At 45.6% G+C, this 17,552-nt stretch carries 16 protein-coding genes; 6 read left to right on the plus strand and 10 right to left on the minus strand.

Features of this window, described 5'->3' with window-relative positions; all coding sequences use genetic code 11:
- Window positions 1–32: 32 nt before the first annotated feature.
- The 7 genes from AC1XTG_RS18955 to AC1XTG_RS18985 form a co-directional block, all read right to left on the minus strand.
- Entirely contained in the window at window positions 33–1,046 is a 1,014-nt protein-coding gene (locus AC1XTG_RS18955) for an NAD-dependent epimerase/dehydratase family protein (RefSeq protein WP_056285170.1), read from the minus strand.
- Window positions 1,043–2,164: a hypothetical protein gene (locus AC1XTG_RS18960; protein ID WP_484843028.1), complete on the minus strand. Its 1,122-nt coding sequence runs from the start codon at window positions 2,162–2,164 to the stop codon at window positions 1,043–1,045. Before AC1XTG_RS18960 ends, AC1XTG_RS18955 begins: the two co-directional genes overlap by 4 nt.
- The gene (spt, locus tag AC1XTG_RS18965; RefSeq protein WP_056285178.1) at window positions 2,161–3,372 is read right to left on the minus strand and encodes a serine palmitoyltransferase; all 1,212 of its coding nucleotides are present in this window, start codon (window positions 3,370–3,372) and stop codon (window positions 2,161–2,163) included. The genes AC1XTG_RS18960 and spt overlap by 4 nt, the downstream gene beginning before the upstream one ends.
- Window positions 3,373–3,458: 86 nt before the next feature.
- Entirely contained in the window at window positions 3,459–3,647 is a 189-nt protein-coding gene (locus tag AC1XTG_RS18970; protein ID WP_484843029.1) for a hypothetical protein, read from the minus strand.
- A 447-nt stretch (window positions 3,648–4,094) separates the two neighbouring features.
- Window positions 4,095–4,709 carry a TetR/AcrR family transcriptional regulator gene (locus tag AC1XTG_RS18975; protein WP_056285184.1) on the minus strand — a complete coding sequence of 205 codons (615 nt, stop codon included), beginning with the start codon at window positions 4,707–4,709 and terminating at the stop codon, window positions 4,095–4,097.
- Window positions 4,710–4,882: 173 nt separating this feature from the next.
- Complete coding sequence (locus tag AC1XTG_RS18980) at window positions 4,883–5,863, minus strand: FAD:protein FMN transferase (protein WP_484843030.1); 981 nt, start codon at window positions 5,861–5,863, stop codon at window positions 4,883–4,885.
- A gap of 142 nt (window positions 5,864–6,005) precedes the next feature.
- Window positions 6,006–6,191: a hypothetical protein gene (locus tag AC1XTG_RS18985; RefSeq protein WP_056285187.1), complete on the minus strand. Its 186-nt coding sequence runs from the start codon at window positions 6,189–6,191 to the stop codon at window positions 6,006–6,008.
- Window positions 6,192–6,500: 309 nt separating this feature from the next.
- Between AC1XTG_RS18985 and AC1XTG_RS18990 the strand changes: the two genes are divergently transcribed.
- The 4 genes from AC1XTG_RS18990 to AC1XTG_RS19005 all read left to right on the plus strand — a co-directional run bounded on the left by AC1XTG_RS18990 (window position 6,501) and on the right by AC1XTG_RS19005 (window position 11,920).
- Window positions 6,501–8,105: an amidase gene (locus AC1XTG_RS18990; RefSeq protein WP_484843031.1), complete on the plus strand. Its 1,605-nt coding sequence runs from the start codon at window positions 6,501–6,503 to the stop codon at window positions 8,103–8,105.
- An 80-nt stretch (window positions 8,106–8,185) separates the two neighbouring features.
- On the plus strand, window positions 8,186–9,895 hold the full coding sequence (locus tag AC1XTG_RS18995; RefSeq protein WP_484843032.1) for a hypothetical protein: 1,710 nt from the start codon (window positions 8,186–8,188) through the stop codon (window positions 9,893–9,895).
- 118 nt (window positions 9,896–10,013) lie between these two features.
- A complete protein-coding gene (locus AC1XTG_RS19000) occupies window positions 10,014–11,270 on the plus strand; it encodes an asparagine synthetase B (protein ID WP_157474738.1) in 1,257 nt (418 codons plus the stop codon).
- Window positions 11,271–11,326: 56 nt separating this feature from the next.
- The gene (locus AC1XTG_RS19005; RefSeq protein ID WP_484843033.1) at window positions 11,327–11,920 is read left to right on the plus strand and encodes a Uma2 family endonuclease; all 594 of its coding nucleotides are present in this window, start codon (window positions 11,327–11,329) and stop codon (window positions 11,918–11,920) included.
- Between the two features lie 24 nt (window positions 11,921–11,944).
- On the opposite strand, the gene AC1XTG_RS19010 is transcribed toward AC1XTG_RS19005, so the two are convergent.
- The 3 genes from AC1XTG_RS19010 to AC1XTG_RS19020 form a co-directional block, all read right to left on the minus strand.
- Window positions 11,945–13,093 (minus strand): TlpA family protein disulfide reductase, encoded by a 1,149-nt coding sequence (locus tag AC1XTG_RS19010; RefSeq protein ID WP_484843034.1) that lies wholly within the window; start codon window positions 13,091–13,093, stop codon window positions 11,945–11,947.
- Window positions 13,094–13,176: 83 nt separating this feature from the next.
- Entirely contained in the window at window positions 13,177–14,295 is a 1,119-nt protein-coding gene (gene lpxB, locus AC1XTG_RS19015) for a lipid-A-disaccharide synthase (protein WP_484843035.1), read from the minus strand.
- Window positions 14,296–14,401: 106 nt separating this feature from the next.
- Window positions 14,402–14,821, minus strand: a complete 420-nt coding sequence (locus AC1XTG_RS19020; RefSeq protein WP_056286465.1) for a 6-pyruvoyl trahydropterin synthase family protein — start codon at window positions 14,819–14,821, stop codon at window positions 14,402–14,404.
- A gap of 110 nt (window positions 14,822–14,931) precedes the next feature.
- Between AC1XTG_RS19020 and rfaD the strand changes: the two genes are divergently transcribed.
- Together rfaD and sufB are read left to right on the plus strand one after the other, a co-directional pair.
- Window positions 14,932–15,897, plus strand: a complete 966-nt coding sequence (gene rfaD / locus AC1XTG_RS19025; protein WP_484843036.1) for an ADP-glyceromanno-heptose 6-epimerase — start codon at window positions 14,932–14,934, stop codon at window positions 15,895–15,897.
- Window positions 15,898–16,014: 117 nt separating this feature from the next.
- A complete protein-coding gene (gene sufB / locus AC1XTG_RS19030; RefSeq protein ID WP_056285207.1) occupies window positions 16,015–17,460 on the plus strand; it encodes a Fe-S cluster assembly protein SufB in 1,446 nt (481 codons plus the stop codon).
- Window positions 17,461–17,552: the final 92 nt, after the last annotated feature.

The raw sequence follows: 17,552 nt of genomic DNA on the forward strand, positions 1-17,552 counted from the left end.
GATCCGATATTAAATCAAATCGGGCGCAGGAATTAAAGCCAGTTGTTCTCTTTATACCATGTTAAAGTCTCCGCAAGTCCTTGTCGCAGGTCGTATTGCGGCTGGTAATGCAGATTGTTCCGGGCTGCGTCTATACTACAGTTCCAGTTTGAAGCGGTCAGCTCTTTGAGCTTCTCCCTGTTTAAGACAGGTGTTTTCGGTGAGAAGGAGTAAATGATGTCGAGCAGACCTGCCAGCCATTTTACCAGAATCATGGGCAGATGTGCACGAAAGATGTTTTTCCCGCTTATCTCTTTAAACCTGTCAGCCAATGCATAACGGTCGTAAGCATTCCCATCTGAAATGTTGTACACCGTTACTTCTTTCTTGTTTTCAGTGAGTGCGGCCAGGGTAGCGGCTACCAGGTCCTTTACATATACAAAACTCAGTCGCTGGGGTTTGCTGCCAATGTAGGCATCCAATCCACCCGAAAGGGTTTTGAACAAAACAAAAAGGTCCTTTTCACCGGGTCCGTAAACCGCTGTGGGTCGAATAATTGTGAGAGGCAATCCGCTGACATCTTCCAGATACTTTTCCGCCAGCAGCTTGCTTTTTCCATAATCGGTCACTGGTCCTGGCAGCGTTTCTTCCGTGATCGGCTTTTGCTCGGAGTAGCTCAGCGGGCCAATGGCGGCCAGGCTACTCAGAAAAACAAACCGTTTCAATGGAATATCAGCTGACATTGCAGCTTGCGCCAGGTTCAGGGAATATTGGGCATTCACCAGATTGTAGGCAGCTGCCGTTTTTTCCTTGGTAACCCCCGCCGCATGTATAATGTATGTATAGCCTCCCGTTTCCAGTAAGTCTTTCAGCTTTTCACGGGAACTGAAATCTACGTTCACAACTTTGAGCGCAGCCGGATAGTCAGTTACCAGCTTTTGCAGGAAAGTCAGATCGCTGCTGGGCCTTACTGCAGCATGTACTTCCATGCCGTCGTTCAGCGCAGCTTCTACCAGGTGAAATCCGATAAACCCGCTCGCTCCTGTTATGAACACACGCTCTTTCATATCGCTTTTTCGTACAAGCGGTATTTTTTATACAGCTTTCCGTTAATCTGCTCAATGGCGTGGTTGATCAGATAGTTGTCTTCCAGCATCCACGAACATTCCGCAGTTTTAATGCCTTTTGTACGGCCATTTTTGATCACTCTTCCGTAAAGGCAGGCTTCAATGCCCAGTTTCCGGTAATCTTCCACAACGCCCAGTGTCAGTACGCGGAGGCCTTTGATATTCTTTTTACCAAAAAGCAGTTTGAAGATCCCCGTAGGCAACAGGCGGCCTTTTTTTATTTTTATCAAAATCTGGTTGATATCAGGTATTCCCAATATGAACCCGATCAGTTTGTTATCTTTTTCAGCAACAAGGCAAAAATCAGGGTCAAGAATCATTTTCAGATCTTTCGCGAGATAGTTGAACTCATTTTCGGTCATCGGGACAAAGCCCAGGTTCTTGTCCCAGGCAGAATTATATACCTCCCTGATCTTCACCACTTCTTCCTTGAACTTTTTCAGGTCAATGGGACGGATCACAATGCCGCTTCTTTTAAGCCGCGTTTCCAATGCATCCATCAGGCGCACCGAGCGATCGTTCACAGACTCTGTTGTAATTTCGTAAGCAAACAGATCCGTCTTCTTTACCAGCCCAGCATTTTCCAGCAACTGCTGGTAGTAAGGCGCATTGTAAGGCATCATGGCCACAGGCGGACGGTCGAAACCTTCAATCAGGAGCCCGCAGGTGTCGTTTGTAGACAGGTTCACCGGCCCACAAACAGTATCAGCACCTTTTTCTCTCAACCAGCCGGAAGCTTCTTTAAGAAGCAGATTGACCGTTTCCTGGTCATTTATAGTATCAAAAAATCCAAAGAACCCATCATTGCGTTCAGTAAACGCATTGTGATTGGTATTAAAAATGGCAGCAATACGGCCCACAATCTCCTCCCCTTCATAGGCCAGGAAAAGCTTTACCTCGGAGTGTTCGTAAAACGGGTGCTTGCCCGGGGTAAGCATATCCTGCTGAGCGATAAACAGCTCAGGAACATAGCTCTTATCATTTTTATATAGGGTGTGGGGAAAATCAATAAATGATTTGAGATCCCCAGAAGAGTTTACGGGTACAATTCGCTTCATAGTCTTTGTCTTTCAATAATGGCCTCCGGACATACTTCCCGATAAATGCGTGATATTTTATCAACTGCTTCTTCAATCTGACTGAAAGTATGTGTGGCCATCAGAGAAAACCGGATCAACGACTGTTCCGGACGTACTCCAGGCGATACAACTGGATTAACAAACACGCCTTCATCCTGCAAGCGTTTTGTCATAATAAAGGTTTTGTCGTTGTCCCTGATATACAATGGTAGGATCGGGCTCTCGGTTTGACCAAGATCGAATCCGTTGAACAACAACAATTCTTTGGCATATCTTGTATTTGCCCAAAGCCGCTCAATGTGATGTGGCTCAGACTCGATGATATCCAATGCTGCCAATGTACTTCCCACAGACGACGGCGTCATACTCGCGCTGAACATCAGCGAACGTGCGCGGTGTTTCAGGTAGTCGATCGTAGCTGCATCACCAGCAATAAACCCGCCCAATGAAGCCAGCGACTTGCTGAATGTGCCCATTACCAGGTCGGTAGTGTCAGTTTGCCCGAAGTAAGAGGCTGTTCCGGCACCTTTATCTCCGATTACGCCAAGGCTGTGAGCGTCGTCTACAAGCACAGTGGCATCGTATTCCGCTGCAATTGCATTCAGCTCAGGCAACTTCACGATATCACCTTCCATACTGAAAATACCGTCTGTCGCGATCAGCTTGTCGGCTTCATCCGGCAGCAGGCTCAGCTTCTTGCGAAGATCCTGCATATCATTATGCGCGTATTTGATCACTTTTGAAAATGAAAGGCGGCTGCCATCGATGATCGAAGCATGGTCGCTTTCATCCAGAATGAGATAGTCATTTCTTCCGGTGAGACAGGAAAGTGCACCGAGGTTGGCCTGGTAACCGGTACTGAACAACACAGCACCTTCTTTGCCAGTGTATTTGGCAAGCCTGCGTTCCAGCTCCTCGTGAATGTCCAGTGTCCCGTTCAGGAAACGTGACCCAGCACAGCCTGTACCATATTTCTGAGCCGCTTTTTGAGCCGCCTCGATAATGTAAGGGTGTGAAGTAAGTCCCAGATAAGAATTAGACCCGAACATCAAAACGGTCTTCCCGTTGATAATCACCTCCGTATCCTGGCCGGATTCAATGGGTCTGAAAAAAGGATAAAGACCTTTTGCCTTAATGGCTGCCGCGTCTTTGAATTCGGCTATGCGCTTATTTAGTTTTTTACCCATAAATAATTAATGTCAGAATCAACAGCTTCTTTTAGGGGGTGCCGGGAGGCGTCAGGTTCAGGCCTGATCTAATTGACTTCTGGCAATCAATTGGTGTTGTAGTTGATGTTTTCCATATAAAACGAAATTAATGGGTGCTGAGTAATAGGAGACTCGATGCATTTACCGGACCGCTGGTGATTCACCCAGATCAACGTAAACCCGAAAATGACCATTTCTACGTATACAATCGTTCCGATTAACGGATTAACCACATACCTCTTCTTCTGGTTCACAAAACTGCCTGCTCTTTTTGTATTTTACCGTTAAAAACCGATTAAATCTTCAAAGATGTTTCGCTGTTCTTACCTTTTTGCAGGATCGGCGCAACTACAATATCAGTCTTACCGGCCTCCTTTTACTCTTGAATTAATTGATTGGCGAAAGCAGCTGCTGAATAAACAAAGCCTTAAAATGTTCATTGTCTGGACTTAATACTAAACTAAGCCTTTTATCCAAAACAAGCGGCCCCTTTCTAAAAAAATGCATTCCATCATTCCTGATCCCGCCACACTGCCTTTCCTGCCGGCTTTTTGGATTTGCATTTAACGTTGATCAATATGAGACCACCCGCTGTCTGCTCCAACTCTAAAATTACCGGCGGTTGAACCGGTGGATAAGCGACAGTCAAACGTTTAATAATTGTTCATTTTAGGCCGCTATGCTCCCGTTTCCTTAAAATCTCACTTTTCGAGGATCAGATAATTACAGATCATCGCCTTTACGTGCTCCTTGTGATTTTCTGCAAAAGCTTCAAATTCCTCGGCAGAGATACCAAACACCTTCTGGTGCATTTCTTTGCCCAAAAACAAAAACTCAATGCAGCTTGTCATTAAAGGCAAGATGCTTTCCATAGGTACCGGGCGCAAAACCCCGCTTTCAATTCCCTCGGCAAGTTGCTGGTTAAACAGCGTTGATTTGAGCTGACTATACAGCGACAATTTCACCAACAGCCTTTCCGGTTCCTTGTGGATTTCGTTCATGATGAAAATGACCAGGTCTGGCTCCTGCCTCATCATGCGGTAATTGTTTTCAACTACCTCCGAAATCTTTGTTTTGATATCAATCGGCTTGTTCAGGATATGGATAATGTTCTGGAAATACATTTCCATTAAATCCTTGAATATCTCCATAAACAACTTCTCCTTGCTTCTGAAGTAATAGTTGGTTAGAGCAATATTCATATCAGCCTCTTTGGCGATATCGCGGGATGTAGTGCCATCGAAACCCTTTTTCAGGAAAACCCGCTTCGCCGCTTCTCTGATCTTGTCCTCACTTTTTTCAGATACGCACTTCACAATGTCGAATAGTTAGGTTGAAATTGGTTTCTAAAACAAGCTTTTACTAAATCCGTGAGTCAAATGTCAGGAGTAAAATTGACTTGTACAAGCGTATGAAACGAATATTTTAAACGGTTGTTTAAAATATTCGTTCAGGGGAATGGTTTCGCGGAAAAATGCAAAAATTTAAACTACTTAGAAAGAGTGCTCCACTCTGTTACCTGCTCTCCTTTTCTTTCTACAAGCCACACCTTCGTACCAGGAAATCGTTTGATCATCTTCTTGCTCTTCTCGATCCCTGCTACACTGAATGCAGTGGCCAGTGCATCGGAGATTGTGCCGCCGTCGCAAATGGCGGTAGTGCGGACATGGAATAGCAGCCCGATTCCTGTTTTCGGATCAACAATGTGCGAGTACCTCACCCCTTTATATTCCATGTATCGGTAAGTAGGTCCCGAAGTAGCCAGTGAAGTATTAGCTAACTGAATCGTTTTCAGCGAATCACTCCCATTGGAAATGGTAATGTTCCACCCGCCGGTGCCGGGAGGCGGATTGGTCATTACGATTTTCCCGCCTGCATCCATCATTGCTGAGGTAATTCCCAGCTTTTTCAATTCCTTCAATGCTTCCTCGGCGGCGAAACCTTTCCCCAAACCGCCGATATCCAGCCGCATTCCCTTTTGCGTGAGGAGTACACTGCGGGTTTTAGCATTCAGCTTCATTTTATTATAGCCTGTTTTAGACCTGGCTTCGGCTATTTCCTGCTCGCTTGGGAAAGTACCTTTTCGTGTTGCATGCCGCCACATTTGAACAACCGGCCCGAGCGTCACATCAAATACGCCGTCGCACTTCTTACTTATATCCAGCGAAATGGCGAGTATATCAAAAAGATCTTTGCTCACCGGTACCCACTTGCCGCTACCCGACTGCGCAGAAAGCCGGTTGATTTCACTCCCGTCACGGTAGTCACTCATGATCTCATTCAACTCCTCCACCCTGCGAAACGCATTGTCGGCAGCACGCTTGGCCAGTGTATCGCTTGTTGTGTAAAACACGAGCTTAAACGGAGAACCCATCAATCCTTTTTCGAAACTATAACGTGTCTCCTGCCCGGAGACAATTTGGGGTACGCTGAAAATCAGGAGGAAAGCTAAAATGCGGAAGTAGTTCATGCGGAATTGGAAAGAAACGAATGCGAAAATTACAGCATTTGAACGGTTTGAGGTCCAGGAAAATTGATTTTTGAAACCCAATAAACAAAAAAAGGGTACGAACCTCCCGGTCCATACCCTGTCCTTATTGCGGTATACCTTATCAGCCGTAGTAATCCAGAAGACTGTTCCGGTCGGCGTGGTTATGATGTGAATTCATTGCGTCCTTGATCAAACCCGCGCCAATAAAGGGCAGGGATACGATGGTTGAGATTATCATCGCGACGAACAAAATGGTTGCAAAGAAAAACTTCCCGCAATAATATATGACGTTTGACAGTATGCTCATAATGCAAAAATTTATATGGTACTATTCCTTTTCAAAATTAAATTAAATAATCATGCCATCATTATTTTTTGGACGATTTTAGCATTTTTTAAGAAATTTTTAATTATTCTATTTATTGAAAGTCAGCATTGTAGTATAACAACTACAACATTCTACGTGAATTTTGATGCTAAAATCGTATAATGAGTAATAAGTCTGAAATTCCGGCACTCACACAGGCAATTTTTTCAACACCCGCCCACCGGCGCATTGGATTTGTGAAAAGAGTATATTGCATCTACGCAGTTTCAACCGTTTGTTTCACTCCAGATGAAAAGAAGAACCTTCATTAACCTTGCCTCCGCCGCAAGCTTCGCTCCGTTTGCATTTACTATTTCAGGATGTACCTCCCAGTCCAAAGAAAAGTCATCGGAAAAGCCTTCCGAAAACGACATAAAGGAAATGACTGTCGCGGAAATGCAGCAGTTAATGCAGGAAAACAAACTAAGCGCACGAAAGCTCACTCAGTTTTACCTCGACCAGATTAAAACCATAGACGAAAATGGGCCGGCTCTGAAGTCGGTCATTGAACTGAATCCCGATGCGCTGAGTATTGCTGACGCAATGGACCAGGAACGAAAAAACGGGAAGCTGCGCGGCCCGCTCCACGGAATACCTGTCTTGATCAAAGACAACATTGATACTGCTGACAAAATGCAAACCACCGCCGGCTCCATCGCATTAGCCGGAAATATTGCCTCAAAAGATGCATTTGTTGTTAAGAAGCTCCGGGAAGCAGGCGCGGTGATTCTCGGGAAAACGAATTTGAGCGAGTGGGCCAACTTTCGTTCGAGCCGCTCCTCCAGCGGTTGGAGCAGTCGCGGCGGACAGACCAAAAACCCTTATGTACTCGATCGTTCGCCTTGCGGATCAAGCTCTGGCTCCGGGGTAGCAGTGGCGGCGAATCTCTGCGCGGTTGCAATTGGAACTGAAACAAATGGCTCTATCGCCTGCCCTGCATCGATGAACGGGGTTGTTGGCATCAAGCCGACCGTCGGGCTCGTGAGCAGGAGCGGCATAATTCCTATCTCCAAGACGCAGGATACCGCCGGCCCGTTTGGCAGGACAGTAGCTGACGCGGCTGCATTGCTCGCGGTAATCGCTGGTGCGGATCCCGCAGACCCGGCCAGATATGCAGGCAACGAACCGATTCCCGATTACCTGAAATCACTGAACCGCGACGCATTGAAAGGCAAGCGCATCGGCATTGAAAAATCATTTTTGAAACAACATGAAGCAATTGATTCGCTGCTGAAAAAAGCGCTGGACCAGATGGAAAGTCTGGGTGCGGAAATCGTGGAAATTGAATTTATGAAGACGCAGGATACAGAAGGCGCCGAATCCGATCTGCTGCAATTTGAATTCAAGGACGGTGTGAACCGGTACCTTGCCGGTTCGAATGCAAAAGTAAAGTCACTGGAAGGTCTCATCGCATTTAACAACACCAACAAAGCGAAGGCAATGCCCTATTTTCAGCAGGAGTTGTTTGAAACATCCCAGCAAAAAGGCGACCTGGAAAGTAAGGAATACAAGGCAGCTTTACGCAAGATCAATCAGGTAGCCGATCGGCTTAACCGGGAATTTGAAAAGAGTAAACTGGACGCGTGCTGCGGACCAGCCACCGGCGCCTCCTGGTGCATTGATCCGGTCAACGGCGATTTCTGGACAGGGTACGGATCCTACGGACCTGCGGCCATTGCTGGCTTTCCCTCCATTACCGTACCGATGGGAAATGTAAGCGAGCTGCCTGTCGGGATATCCTTTTTGGGACGTGCATTCAGCGAGCCTGAACTGATCGGGATTGCATATGCTTACGAGCAGGCATCGCGAAACCGCATCGCTCCCAAGTTCATTGAAAGTATAGGTAAAGCATGATGAAATGTAAATAATCGGCTACCTAAGTAGTAATCCGTGCACATTGAGCCCTTTTTATTCATAAAGAATAACTCAATTCCATGGATAGAAGACATTTTGTCAAAAACAGCGCGCTCGCTATTTGTTCAGTAGCTACGATTTCGCCCACTTATTTAGTCGCCCGGAGATCAGCCGAACAAATGCCGCCCTGGCTCCTGGAAATGGTTACCCGGAATGATACAAGCATTGAATCTTTGCGCAAGTTCCAGGTAAAAGACACCGATAGTCCGGACCTGGGCGGTCTCCGCGATGGCTTTGACATACTCAATCCGCACAGTACTTCCGCCATGGTGCAATGCGGCGCGGCGGGACTTTTTTCGCCTTCTTCCAAATATTATAAATCCACCGACCTGCTTGCCAGCGTAAACCTGGCTGTATTATATCTTATCAAAACCCAGCACAGCGACGGCACTATTGATCTGCTTTCAACCAATTTCCATTCAACGCCCGACACCGGCTTTCTTGTTAAAAGACTGGCGATGGCTTATATGTTGATGGAAAAATCGGGTACGCCCGGTGTTGACAAAGTGCTGGCCAATCTGAAAACCTTTCTGCTCAAATGCGGGGAAGCATTGAGCGTGGGCGGTATTCACACACCCAATCACCGTTGGGTAGTATCTGCTGCATTGACCCGGTTAAATGAACTTTGGCCCAATCCCAAGTATGTCAGCCGCATTGAACAGTGGCTGGGCGAACGCATTGATATGGATGCAGACGGGCAGTACAACGAGAAGAGTACATTTATATATTCCTCACTCACGGACAGGCTGCTGATTACCATTGCCAAAGGCATGAAAAAGCCCGGGCTGCTCGACAACGTCCGCAAAAACCTGAATATGACAATGTACTACGTGCATCCGAATGGAGAGGTAGTGACCGATGCTTCGGGCAGGCAGGATAAGGCGGTGGTCGGGACTTTGGAAAACTACTACTATCCTTATCGTTATCTCGCGATCAAAGACAAAAACCCGCAGTATGCAGCGATGTGCCGCATGATCGAGAAAACAGCGGGGCCAAAAACAGGCGCATTCATCGATTATTTCCTGACAGACCCTTCCCTCTGGGTAGAGTTGCCAGCCGAAAAACCGTTTCCGGTAAGTTATGTGAAAACATTTGCTAACTCCGGTCTCGTGCGCATCAGGCGGGATAACCGCGACTCCACGCTGATCGCCAATAATCCGGTCTGGTTTACTTTCATGAAAGGCAATGCAGTTTTGCAGGGGCTGAGGTTCGCATCTTCATTTTTTGGAAAAGGCCAGTTTCAGTCCGAAAAGATTGTCCAGAATGGAGATACCTGGGAGCTGACCCAAAAACTCGACGGGCCTTATTTCCAACCCTATCCTAAAGAATCGTTGCCGAATGATGGTGATTGGGAGAAAATGCCGCGCACTTACAGGCCGCAAAGCGAAGTACAGCTGCTGGAAACCAAAGTGCGCATTAAAGAAACAGCGGAAGGAATGGAAGTGGAGGTAACTACCAGCGGAACCGAGCGGGTACCTGCCGCATTGGAGCTGATTTTTCGTCCGGGCGGCGAGTTGAAAGGGGTTGTAAAGATTGAAAACACGAAAGATTCCTGGCTTTTGAAGGAAGGAACAGGGACTTACCGCTTCAACGATGATACTATTTCCTTCGGCCCGGGAACCGCTTTGCATAAGAACATCGCATTGCGTGGCGCATTGCCACCTATGGAAGCGCCGACTGTGTTCCTGACCGGCTTTACACCTTTCAGGCATGTGATCCGTTTTTCATGATATCCCCCTCTGGCCTTTGCACAAAAAGCTGACTACCAGTCGTGTAAAATGATTTTAATTCGTTAAATTTGGTTACCTCCCGTTTCCATAAAGTCCCGGATTAAAATCGTCTGTCACAATGCTGAAAAAGACTTCTATCCTACTTCTTCTGGTACTTTTTGCGCGAATTTCACTGGCCAATCAGATTCTGATCCCAATGGATAAGTCGCAGACAAATCACCTGAAAGCATACGGGCTTGCTTACATCCTGCTCAAAGGGGATATCGACGTGGAGTGGCTGCTCAATTACCGTGGAGGCAGCTTTAAAGTCCAGTATAGCAAGTCGATTGAAAATGAATGCAAGCTGCGGGCGATTTCCTACGAGATAATGTCGGAAGCTGCGAGCGCGCAGCTCAACAATGAAATCAGCAATCCGAGCATTAATATGGATGTGGTGAAGCTCCACAAGGCAGCCAAAATCGCCGTTTACTCCCCGATTAAGATCAGTCCGGCCGAATTTGAAAATACCGATGCTGTTTTGCTGGTTTTAAAATATGCAGAGATTCCGTTTGAAGTGATTTACGATGAAGAAATTCTGAAAGGCGAATTACCGAAATATGACTGGCTGCATTTGCACCATGAAGATTTTACAGGCCAGTTTGGTAAAAACCTGCGGCGGACTTCACAGGAAGATATCAAAGCGCAGGAAGCGATAGCAAACCGGTTTGGGTACACCAAAGTACCGCAGATGAAGCTCGCGGTAGCCAAATTGATCAAGGAATTCTGTGCAGGCGGTGGTTTTCTGTTTGCGATGTGCTCCGGCGCGGAGACTTTCGACATTGCACTGGCGGCAGAGGGAGTGGACATAGTTGATAACCTCGACGGGGATGGAATTGATCCTGACGCACAATCCAAGCTTGATTTTGAAAAGACTTTCGCCTTTCACAATTTCAAGTTACAGCTCGACGAGTATGAGGGAATGAACTTCTCCGACATCAATTCCTCTGCGGGCAGGTACCGCAGCTGGGGCGAGAACGATGTATATTTTTCTTTGTTCGACTTTTCCGCTAAATGGGATGTTATTCCTGCTATGCTGGTTCAAAATCATGAAAACCTGATCCGCGAGTTTTTCGGTCAGACTACCGCATTCAGTAAATACACCGTCAAGCCGAGCGCGCTGGTCATGGGCACGAGCAGCTCTTCTGACCGGTACATTTATGGAGAAATGGGGCGCGGCCAGTGGACTTTTTACGGCGGCCACGATCCGGAAGGCCGGGGCGGAGGCGGCCGCAGAATGCCAACCGATCTCAATCTATATCCAAACTCGCCGGGCTACCGTTTAATACTCAACAATATCCTATTTCCTTCCGCCAGAAAAAAGAAACGGAAGACTTGAAAAGTGGAGGAGTGGATTCTTCTGGATTTTAATAGATTTGTCAAAAACGACATACTATGCAAACGATAATCAAAGACATTAACCAACTTGACCTAGACGGCACTTACACATATGCAGATTACCTGCTGTGGCAGTTTGAAGAACGTTTGGAACTCATTAAAGGCAAGATATTCAAGATGTCGCCCGCGCCTTCCCGGACTCATCAGACAATCCTCGGAAAACTCCATTTACCGATAGGATTGTTTTTCAGAAATCACTTCTGCCAGGTCTTTCTTGCTCCATTTGACGTTCGCTTACCCAGGAAAAATCAGGATGCTTCGGACGGAAAAATTTACACGGTTGTACAACCAGACATTTGCATTATTTGTGATGAAGCCAAATTGGATGAGAAAGGCTGCCTCGGGGCGCCGGATTTGATTATTGAAATATTATCTCCTGGCAACTCCAAAAAAGAAATGGACAACAAATTCACGCTTTACGAAGAATGCGGCGTGCGTGAATACTGGCTGGTTGAGCCTGCTGAAAATGCGGTTTTCGTGTATGTTTTAAATGAGGAGGGTAAATACATCGGTCGCAAACCTGCTGTCTCAAAGTTAACCTCTTCCATTTTCCCTGAGCTGACAATTGACCTGGAAGAGGTATTTGGCTAGTCTGCGGCTTGCATAACAGGATTGCTAGTTTCCAAGTAAATGCAATTCGACAATTGAATCAACGCTTTCTTCGCCAGTAGCGTAACCGAGTTTCTTTTCAATGAGGTTTTTACCCGAATCGAAAAGCAGGGTAACCGGAATGGATTTCAGGTCGTATTTACTATCCAGCACAGCCATAGATTTTTCATCTACGATAAACTGTTTCCAAGGCATTTTCTCCTGTTTCAAGGCATTTTTCCAGGCAGCAGCGTTAGTATCAGTAGAAATGCTGGTAATAGTAACGCGGCTTTTATGCTGTGCGTAAAGCTTTTTAAGCTGCACAATTTCCTGCCGGCAAGGCCCGCACCAGCTTGCCCAGAATACCACAAGGTTGTACTCCGAATTATTATCCAGAATGCGCTTTGTAACTATATTATCGGGAGATTTCAACGAAAGGTCAGCCGGAAATTTATCGCCGGTTGATTTATCTACTTTGAGATAAGTATCGATTCTCTGAAAGTAGCCTGTCTTTTTGAGCGGCGGTTCAAACAATGCAATCAACTCTGCCAGCTCCTTCTCATCGACGTCTTTCTTAGACCATTCAAGCTGATTCAAAAGGTCAACTGAATAGGGATAACTTTTTACGAGGGCCGCATTCGACTTCCTGATCTCAGCTGATGCTTTCGGATTTTTCCTGAATGCGAGATGCCTGAATGCAGCCTGTGTTTGCTTGTTTGGATTATCAATGGTAAAACTTACCAGATCACGACCGGCAACCTTTAATGTCGTATCCCGTATTAAATGCATTTCCCCTCTATCTGCATATATGGTACTTTCCTGCGTCTTTGCGAAGTACGGGTTTTTATAACCTACCAGCTGATAAGGCCATTTCGGATTCCCAGTCGCGTAAACAATGCTGCTTTTCACAGGGATAAAGTCTTCGCCCGGCTTTATTCTGAATTCGAATTTGCCGTTTCTTACTACCACCGAGTCCATAAACTCGCGTGTTCCTCTATTTCCGAGGTAAAGCATTTTACCTTCCACAACGGAGTTAGAGCTCAGCAGATCGCCTGTGATGACGATATCCTGGCTTTGTTCCTTTTCGCAAGACGTAATGCAAGTGCTAAATAAGAGGATCAGAAAAATTTCGGGGATTGTACCCAGCTTTGGCAGGTTTGTTGAAGTAGTTTCCATCTGACATCAGTTTTAGTGATTATTATTCTTGTAATAATTACAACTTAAATGTAGGCATCTCAGATGCAACAACCAACTAAATTCTATATTAAATTAAATTGTATATACCCCACCATCAATTTCCCAGCTCGCTGAGAAGCACCGGGGCCCCCAACTTTTTCGGCAAGTACCTCGTAATCTGAGAGCTGGATAGTATGTTTAGCACCGCCGGGGAGAATACTTCTTAATTCTTCCATCAGCAACTTTTCATTCAGTTCTTCCTGGATCAGCTCCCTTACTACCTCTTTCTCCATGATCAGATTGACCAGCGAGATAAATGGCACACGAATGAGCCGCTTGGCAATGGCGTAAGAAACGCCGCTTGTTTTGTAACATACCACCTCAGGCACCTTGAAGAGCGCTGTTTCCAAAGTAGCAGTTCCGGAAGTAACCAATGCCGCCGTGGCTATGTGCAGCAGGTCGTAAGTACTTTCATATACCACCACAGACTTCCCCGAAAGATCGGCTTTGGCATAAAGCTCGGCGGACAGGTTTTTCACACCGGCTATTACAAATTGGTAATCCGGAAAATGGGGCTGAATGGAAAGCATCACGTCCAGCATTCCCAAGATTTCCTGGCGCCGGCTACCGGGCAGCAATGCAATGACCGGCTTGGTACCGATGTTATTTTTAGTTTTAAAATCAGGATCAGGCTTGAATGCGGCAATGGCGTCCATTAATGGATTTCCGACATAATCCACCTGGTAATCGAACTTCTTGTAAAAATCGATTTCGAACGGAAATATCACGAACATGTGATCCACATTCTGCTTGATCTTCCAGGCGCGCTGTTGGTTCCAGGCCCATACTTTCGGTGAGATGTAGTAGAATACCTTAATGCCTTTTTTCTTCGCAAAGTCAGCAATGCGAAGGTTGAATCCGGGATAATCGATAAGGATCAATGCGTCGGGCTGGTAGGCTACAATGTCGGACTTACATGATTTTAAAAATCCTGAAATCTTACGGATGTTCATGATCACTTCCAGGAAACCCATGAAAGCTGTGTCCTTGTAATGCGTAACCAGGTCCAGGCCTTCTGCCTGCATCAGGTCGCCGCCCCAGCCGCGAAAAGTAGCTGCCGGGTCGCTTTCTTTAATTCCTTTAATCAGATTTGATCCGTGCAGATCACCCGAACGCTCTCCGGCAATTAAGTAGTATTTCAATGATTGAATGAATGTGCAAGTTTATGAGTTGATGAGTTGATGAGTTATATGAGTAAAAATTATTTACACTCATAACTTCAAACTCATAAACTCTTTTTCTCCTTTCCTACTCCCCGTAATATTCCACGAAATTCTTAGGGGTCTCGATCAGCTTAATGTAATGTAGTTTTGAATTTGGGGCGGCTTCGGTAACTGCGGGTGCCAGTATATTCCATATTTCCATCACGAAAATCTCGCAGGAAGCCATTTTGCCCGCCATGAAATCCACGTCCAGATTCAGATTTTTGTGGTCTACTTTATCGACTACCCGCTGCTTTATAATATCCCCCAGAACTTTCAGATCTATCACAAATCCGGTATCCGGATCGGGCTTGCCTTTGACAGTAACAATGAGTTCAAAATTGTGTCCGTGCCAATTATTATTTGCACAGGGGCCAAATACCTCCTGGTTCTTCTCTTCTGACCAAGCCGGATTAAAAAGCCGGTGAGCTGCGTTGAAATGCTCTTTTCTGGTTACGTAAATCATAAACTTCTTTGCACTTTGGAAATCGGATGCAAAATTACATTTTGTATCCGTAGTTTTGCAGATCAACAAGTGTATCATCAAAAAGAATCCTATAACCACACAATCTTCCTATGATTATCGTAACAGGTGCAGCCGGGTTTATCGGCAGCGGATTGATCAGCCGTCTCAATCAGGATGGTTTCAAAAACATCATCGCAGTGGATGATTTTTCAAAAATTGAGAAGGCCGAAAACCTGGAAGGCAAAATCATCAAGGAGCGCGTGGAACGGGATGCATTGTTCAGCTGGATTGATGCAAACAGCCGCGATATCGAGTTTATATTTCACATTGGCGCCCGAACAGATACTACGGAATTTGACAAAAATATCTTTGACGAACTGAATGTAAATTATTCAAAGTCGATCTGGGAAAAGTGCGTCGCATACCAGATCCCATTGGTATATGCCTCTTCGGCAGCAACTTACGGATTAGGAGAATTGGGTTATGATGATAATGAATCTACCTTATCCCAGCTAAAACCACTGAACCCTTACGGAGATTCAAAAAATGAATTCGACATCTGGGCGCTTGCGCAGGAACAGAAGCCTATTTTCTGGGTTGGTCTGAAATTCTTCAATGTGTATGGGCCGAACGAATACCATAAAGGAAGAATGGCCTCGGTTATTTTTCACGCATATAACCAGATCAAGGCTACCGATAAGATGAAGCTTTTCCGTTCACATAATCCGGACTTCAGGGATGGTGAACAAATGCGCGATTTCATCTATGTAAAAGACCTGATCGACGTATGCATTTACTTCATGCACCATCGCAAAAACTCGGGCATTTACAACCTGGGAACTGGCCAGGCGCGGACTTTCAAAGATCTGGTGTTAAGCACTTTTGCAGCAATGGACAAGACGCCGGATATCTCGTATATAGATACCCCGGAAGATATCCGCGACAAATACCAATACTTCACCGAAGCGAATATGAGCAAGCTTCGCACGATCGGTTACAACAAGCCTTTTACCAGTTTGGAAGAAGGTGTTTCTGATTATGTGAAGAATTACCTGTCGTCGGGAAGCTATCTTTAATGTTCCCGGCAAACCCCGGAAACTCGACATTTTTGCGTATTTTTGACCTCCTGATAAACTGAATAACGTTTCTCTGTGTTAACTTAATTAGAAACACAGCGTGATAAATTAAAGACTATGAGCAAAGAAGAAGAATTGTTGGAGGAAATCACCAGTTCGGAATATAAATACGGCTTTGTAACTGATATTGAGGCGGATGAAGCTCCTGCAGGTCTTAATGATGATATTGTAAGATTTATTTCGGCGAAGAAAAACGAGCCGGAATGGATGTTGGAATGGCGTTTGAAAGCTTACCATTTGTGGCTTGGAATGAAAGAGCCCAAGTGGCCGAACGTACATTATCCCGAAATCAATTTTCAGGATATCAAGTATTATTCTGCGCCCAAAAAGAAGAAACCGGTAGAAAGCATTGAAGATATCGATCCTGAGTTGCGTAATACTTTCGAAAGGCTTGGTATTTCATTGAATGAGCAGAAAAGAATCTCTGGCATTGCGGTTGACGCGGTAATGGATTCTGAATCTGTTTTCACTACTTTCAAAGGTACCTTAAAGGAAAAAGGGATTATCTTCTGCTCTATCAGCGAGGCAATCCGTGAACATCCTGATCTGGTTAAAAAATACCTGGGATCTGTTGTTCCTCCGCGTGACAACTATTACGCAGCGTTGAACTCAGCAGTTTTCTCTGACGGATCTTTCGTGTATATCCCCAAAGGCGTACGTTGCCCAATGGAGCTTTCCACTTACTTCCGTATCAATGCAGCAGGTACCGGACAATTTGAGCGTACATTGATTATCGGCGATGAGGACAGTCACGTGAGCTATCTTGAAGGCTGCACTGCACCAATGCGCGACGAAAATCAGCTGCACGCAGCAGTAGTGGAAATTTTCGCTCACGAGAATGCAAATGTGAAATACTCGACCGTTCAAAACTGGTATCCTGGTGATAAAGACGGAAAAGGAGGCATTTACAACTTCGTTACCAAGCGTGGTCTTTGTGACGGGAAAGGATCTAAAATTTCCTGGACGCAGGTTGAAACAGGCTCTGCTATTACCTGGAAATATCCTTCTGTTATCCTGAAAGGAGATAATTCGATCGGTGAGTTTTATTCTGTGGCTGTTACCAATAACATGCAGCAGGCGGATACCGGTACGAAAATGATCCACGTAGGGAAAAACACTAAAAGCCGGATCGTTTCAAAAGGTATCTCTGCCGGAAACAGCCAGAACTCTTACAGAGGTCTTGTTCAGGTTTTCAAAAGAGCTGATAAAGCACGTAACTTCTCGCAATGCGACTCCCTATTGCTGGGTGACAAATGCGGGGCACATACATTTCCGTACATCGAAGTAAGTAACACAACTGCTACGGTTGAACACGAAGCGACTACTTCAAAAATCGGCGAGGACATTCTTTTCTATTGCAACCAGCGCGGTATCCCTACCGAGCAGGCAGTTGCATTGATCGTGAATGGCTATGCCAAGGAAGTACTGAATCAACTTCCGATGGAGTTTGCAGTGGAAGCACAAAAGCTACTGGAAATCAGTCTCGAAGGCAGTGTAGGTTAAAAACTACGCCCACAAAATTTCGTTTTTGTACTACAAAAGCCTTTGATTCGTCAGAGGCTTTTTGTATTTTATTGATCTTTCATTGACATCCC

It is taken from the genome of Dyadobacter sp. HNCC25DJ183, from assembly GCF_056895175.1.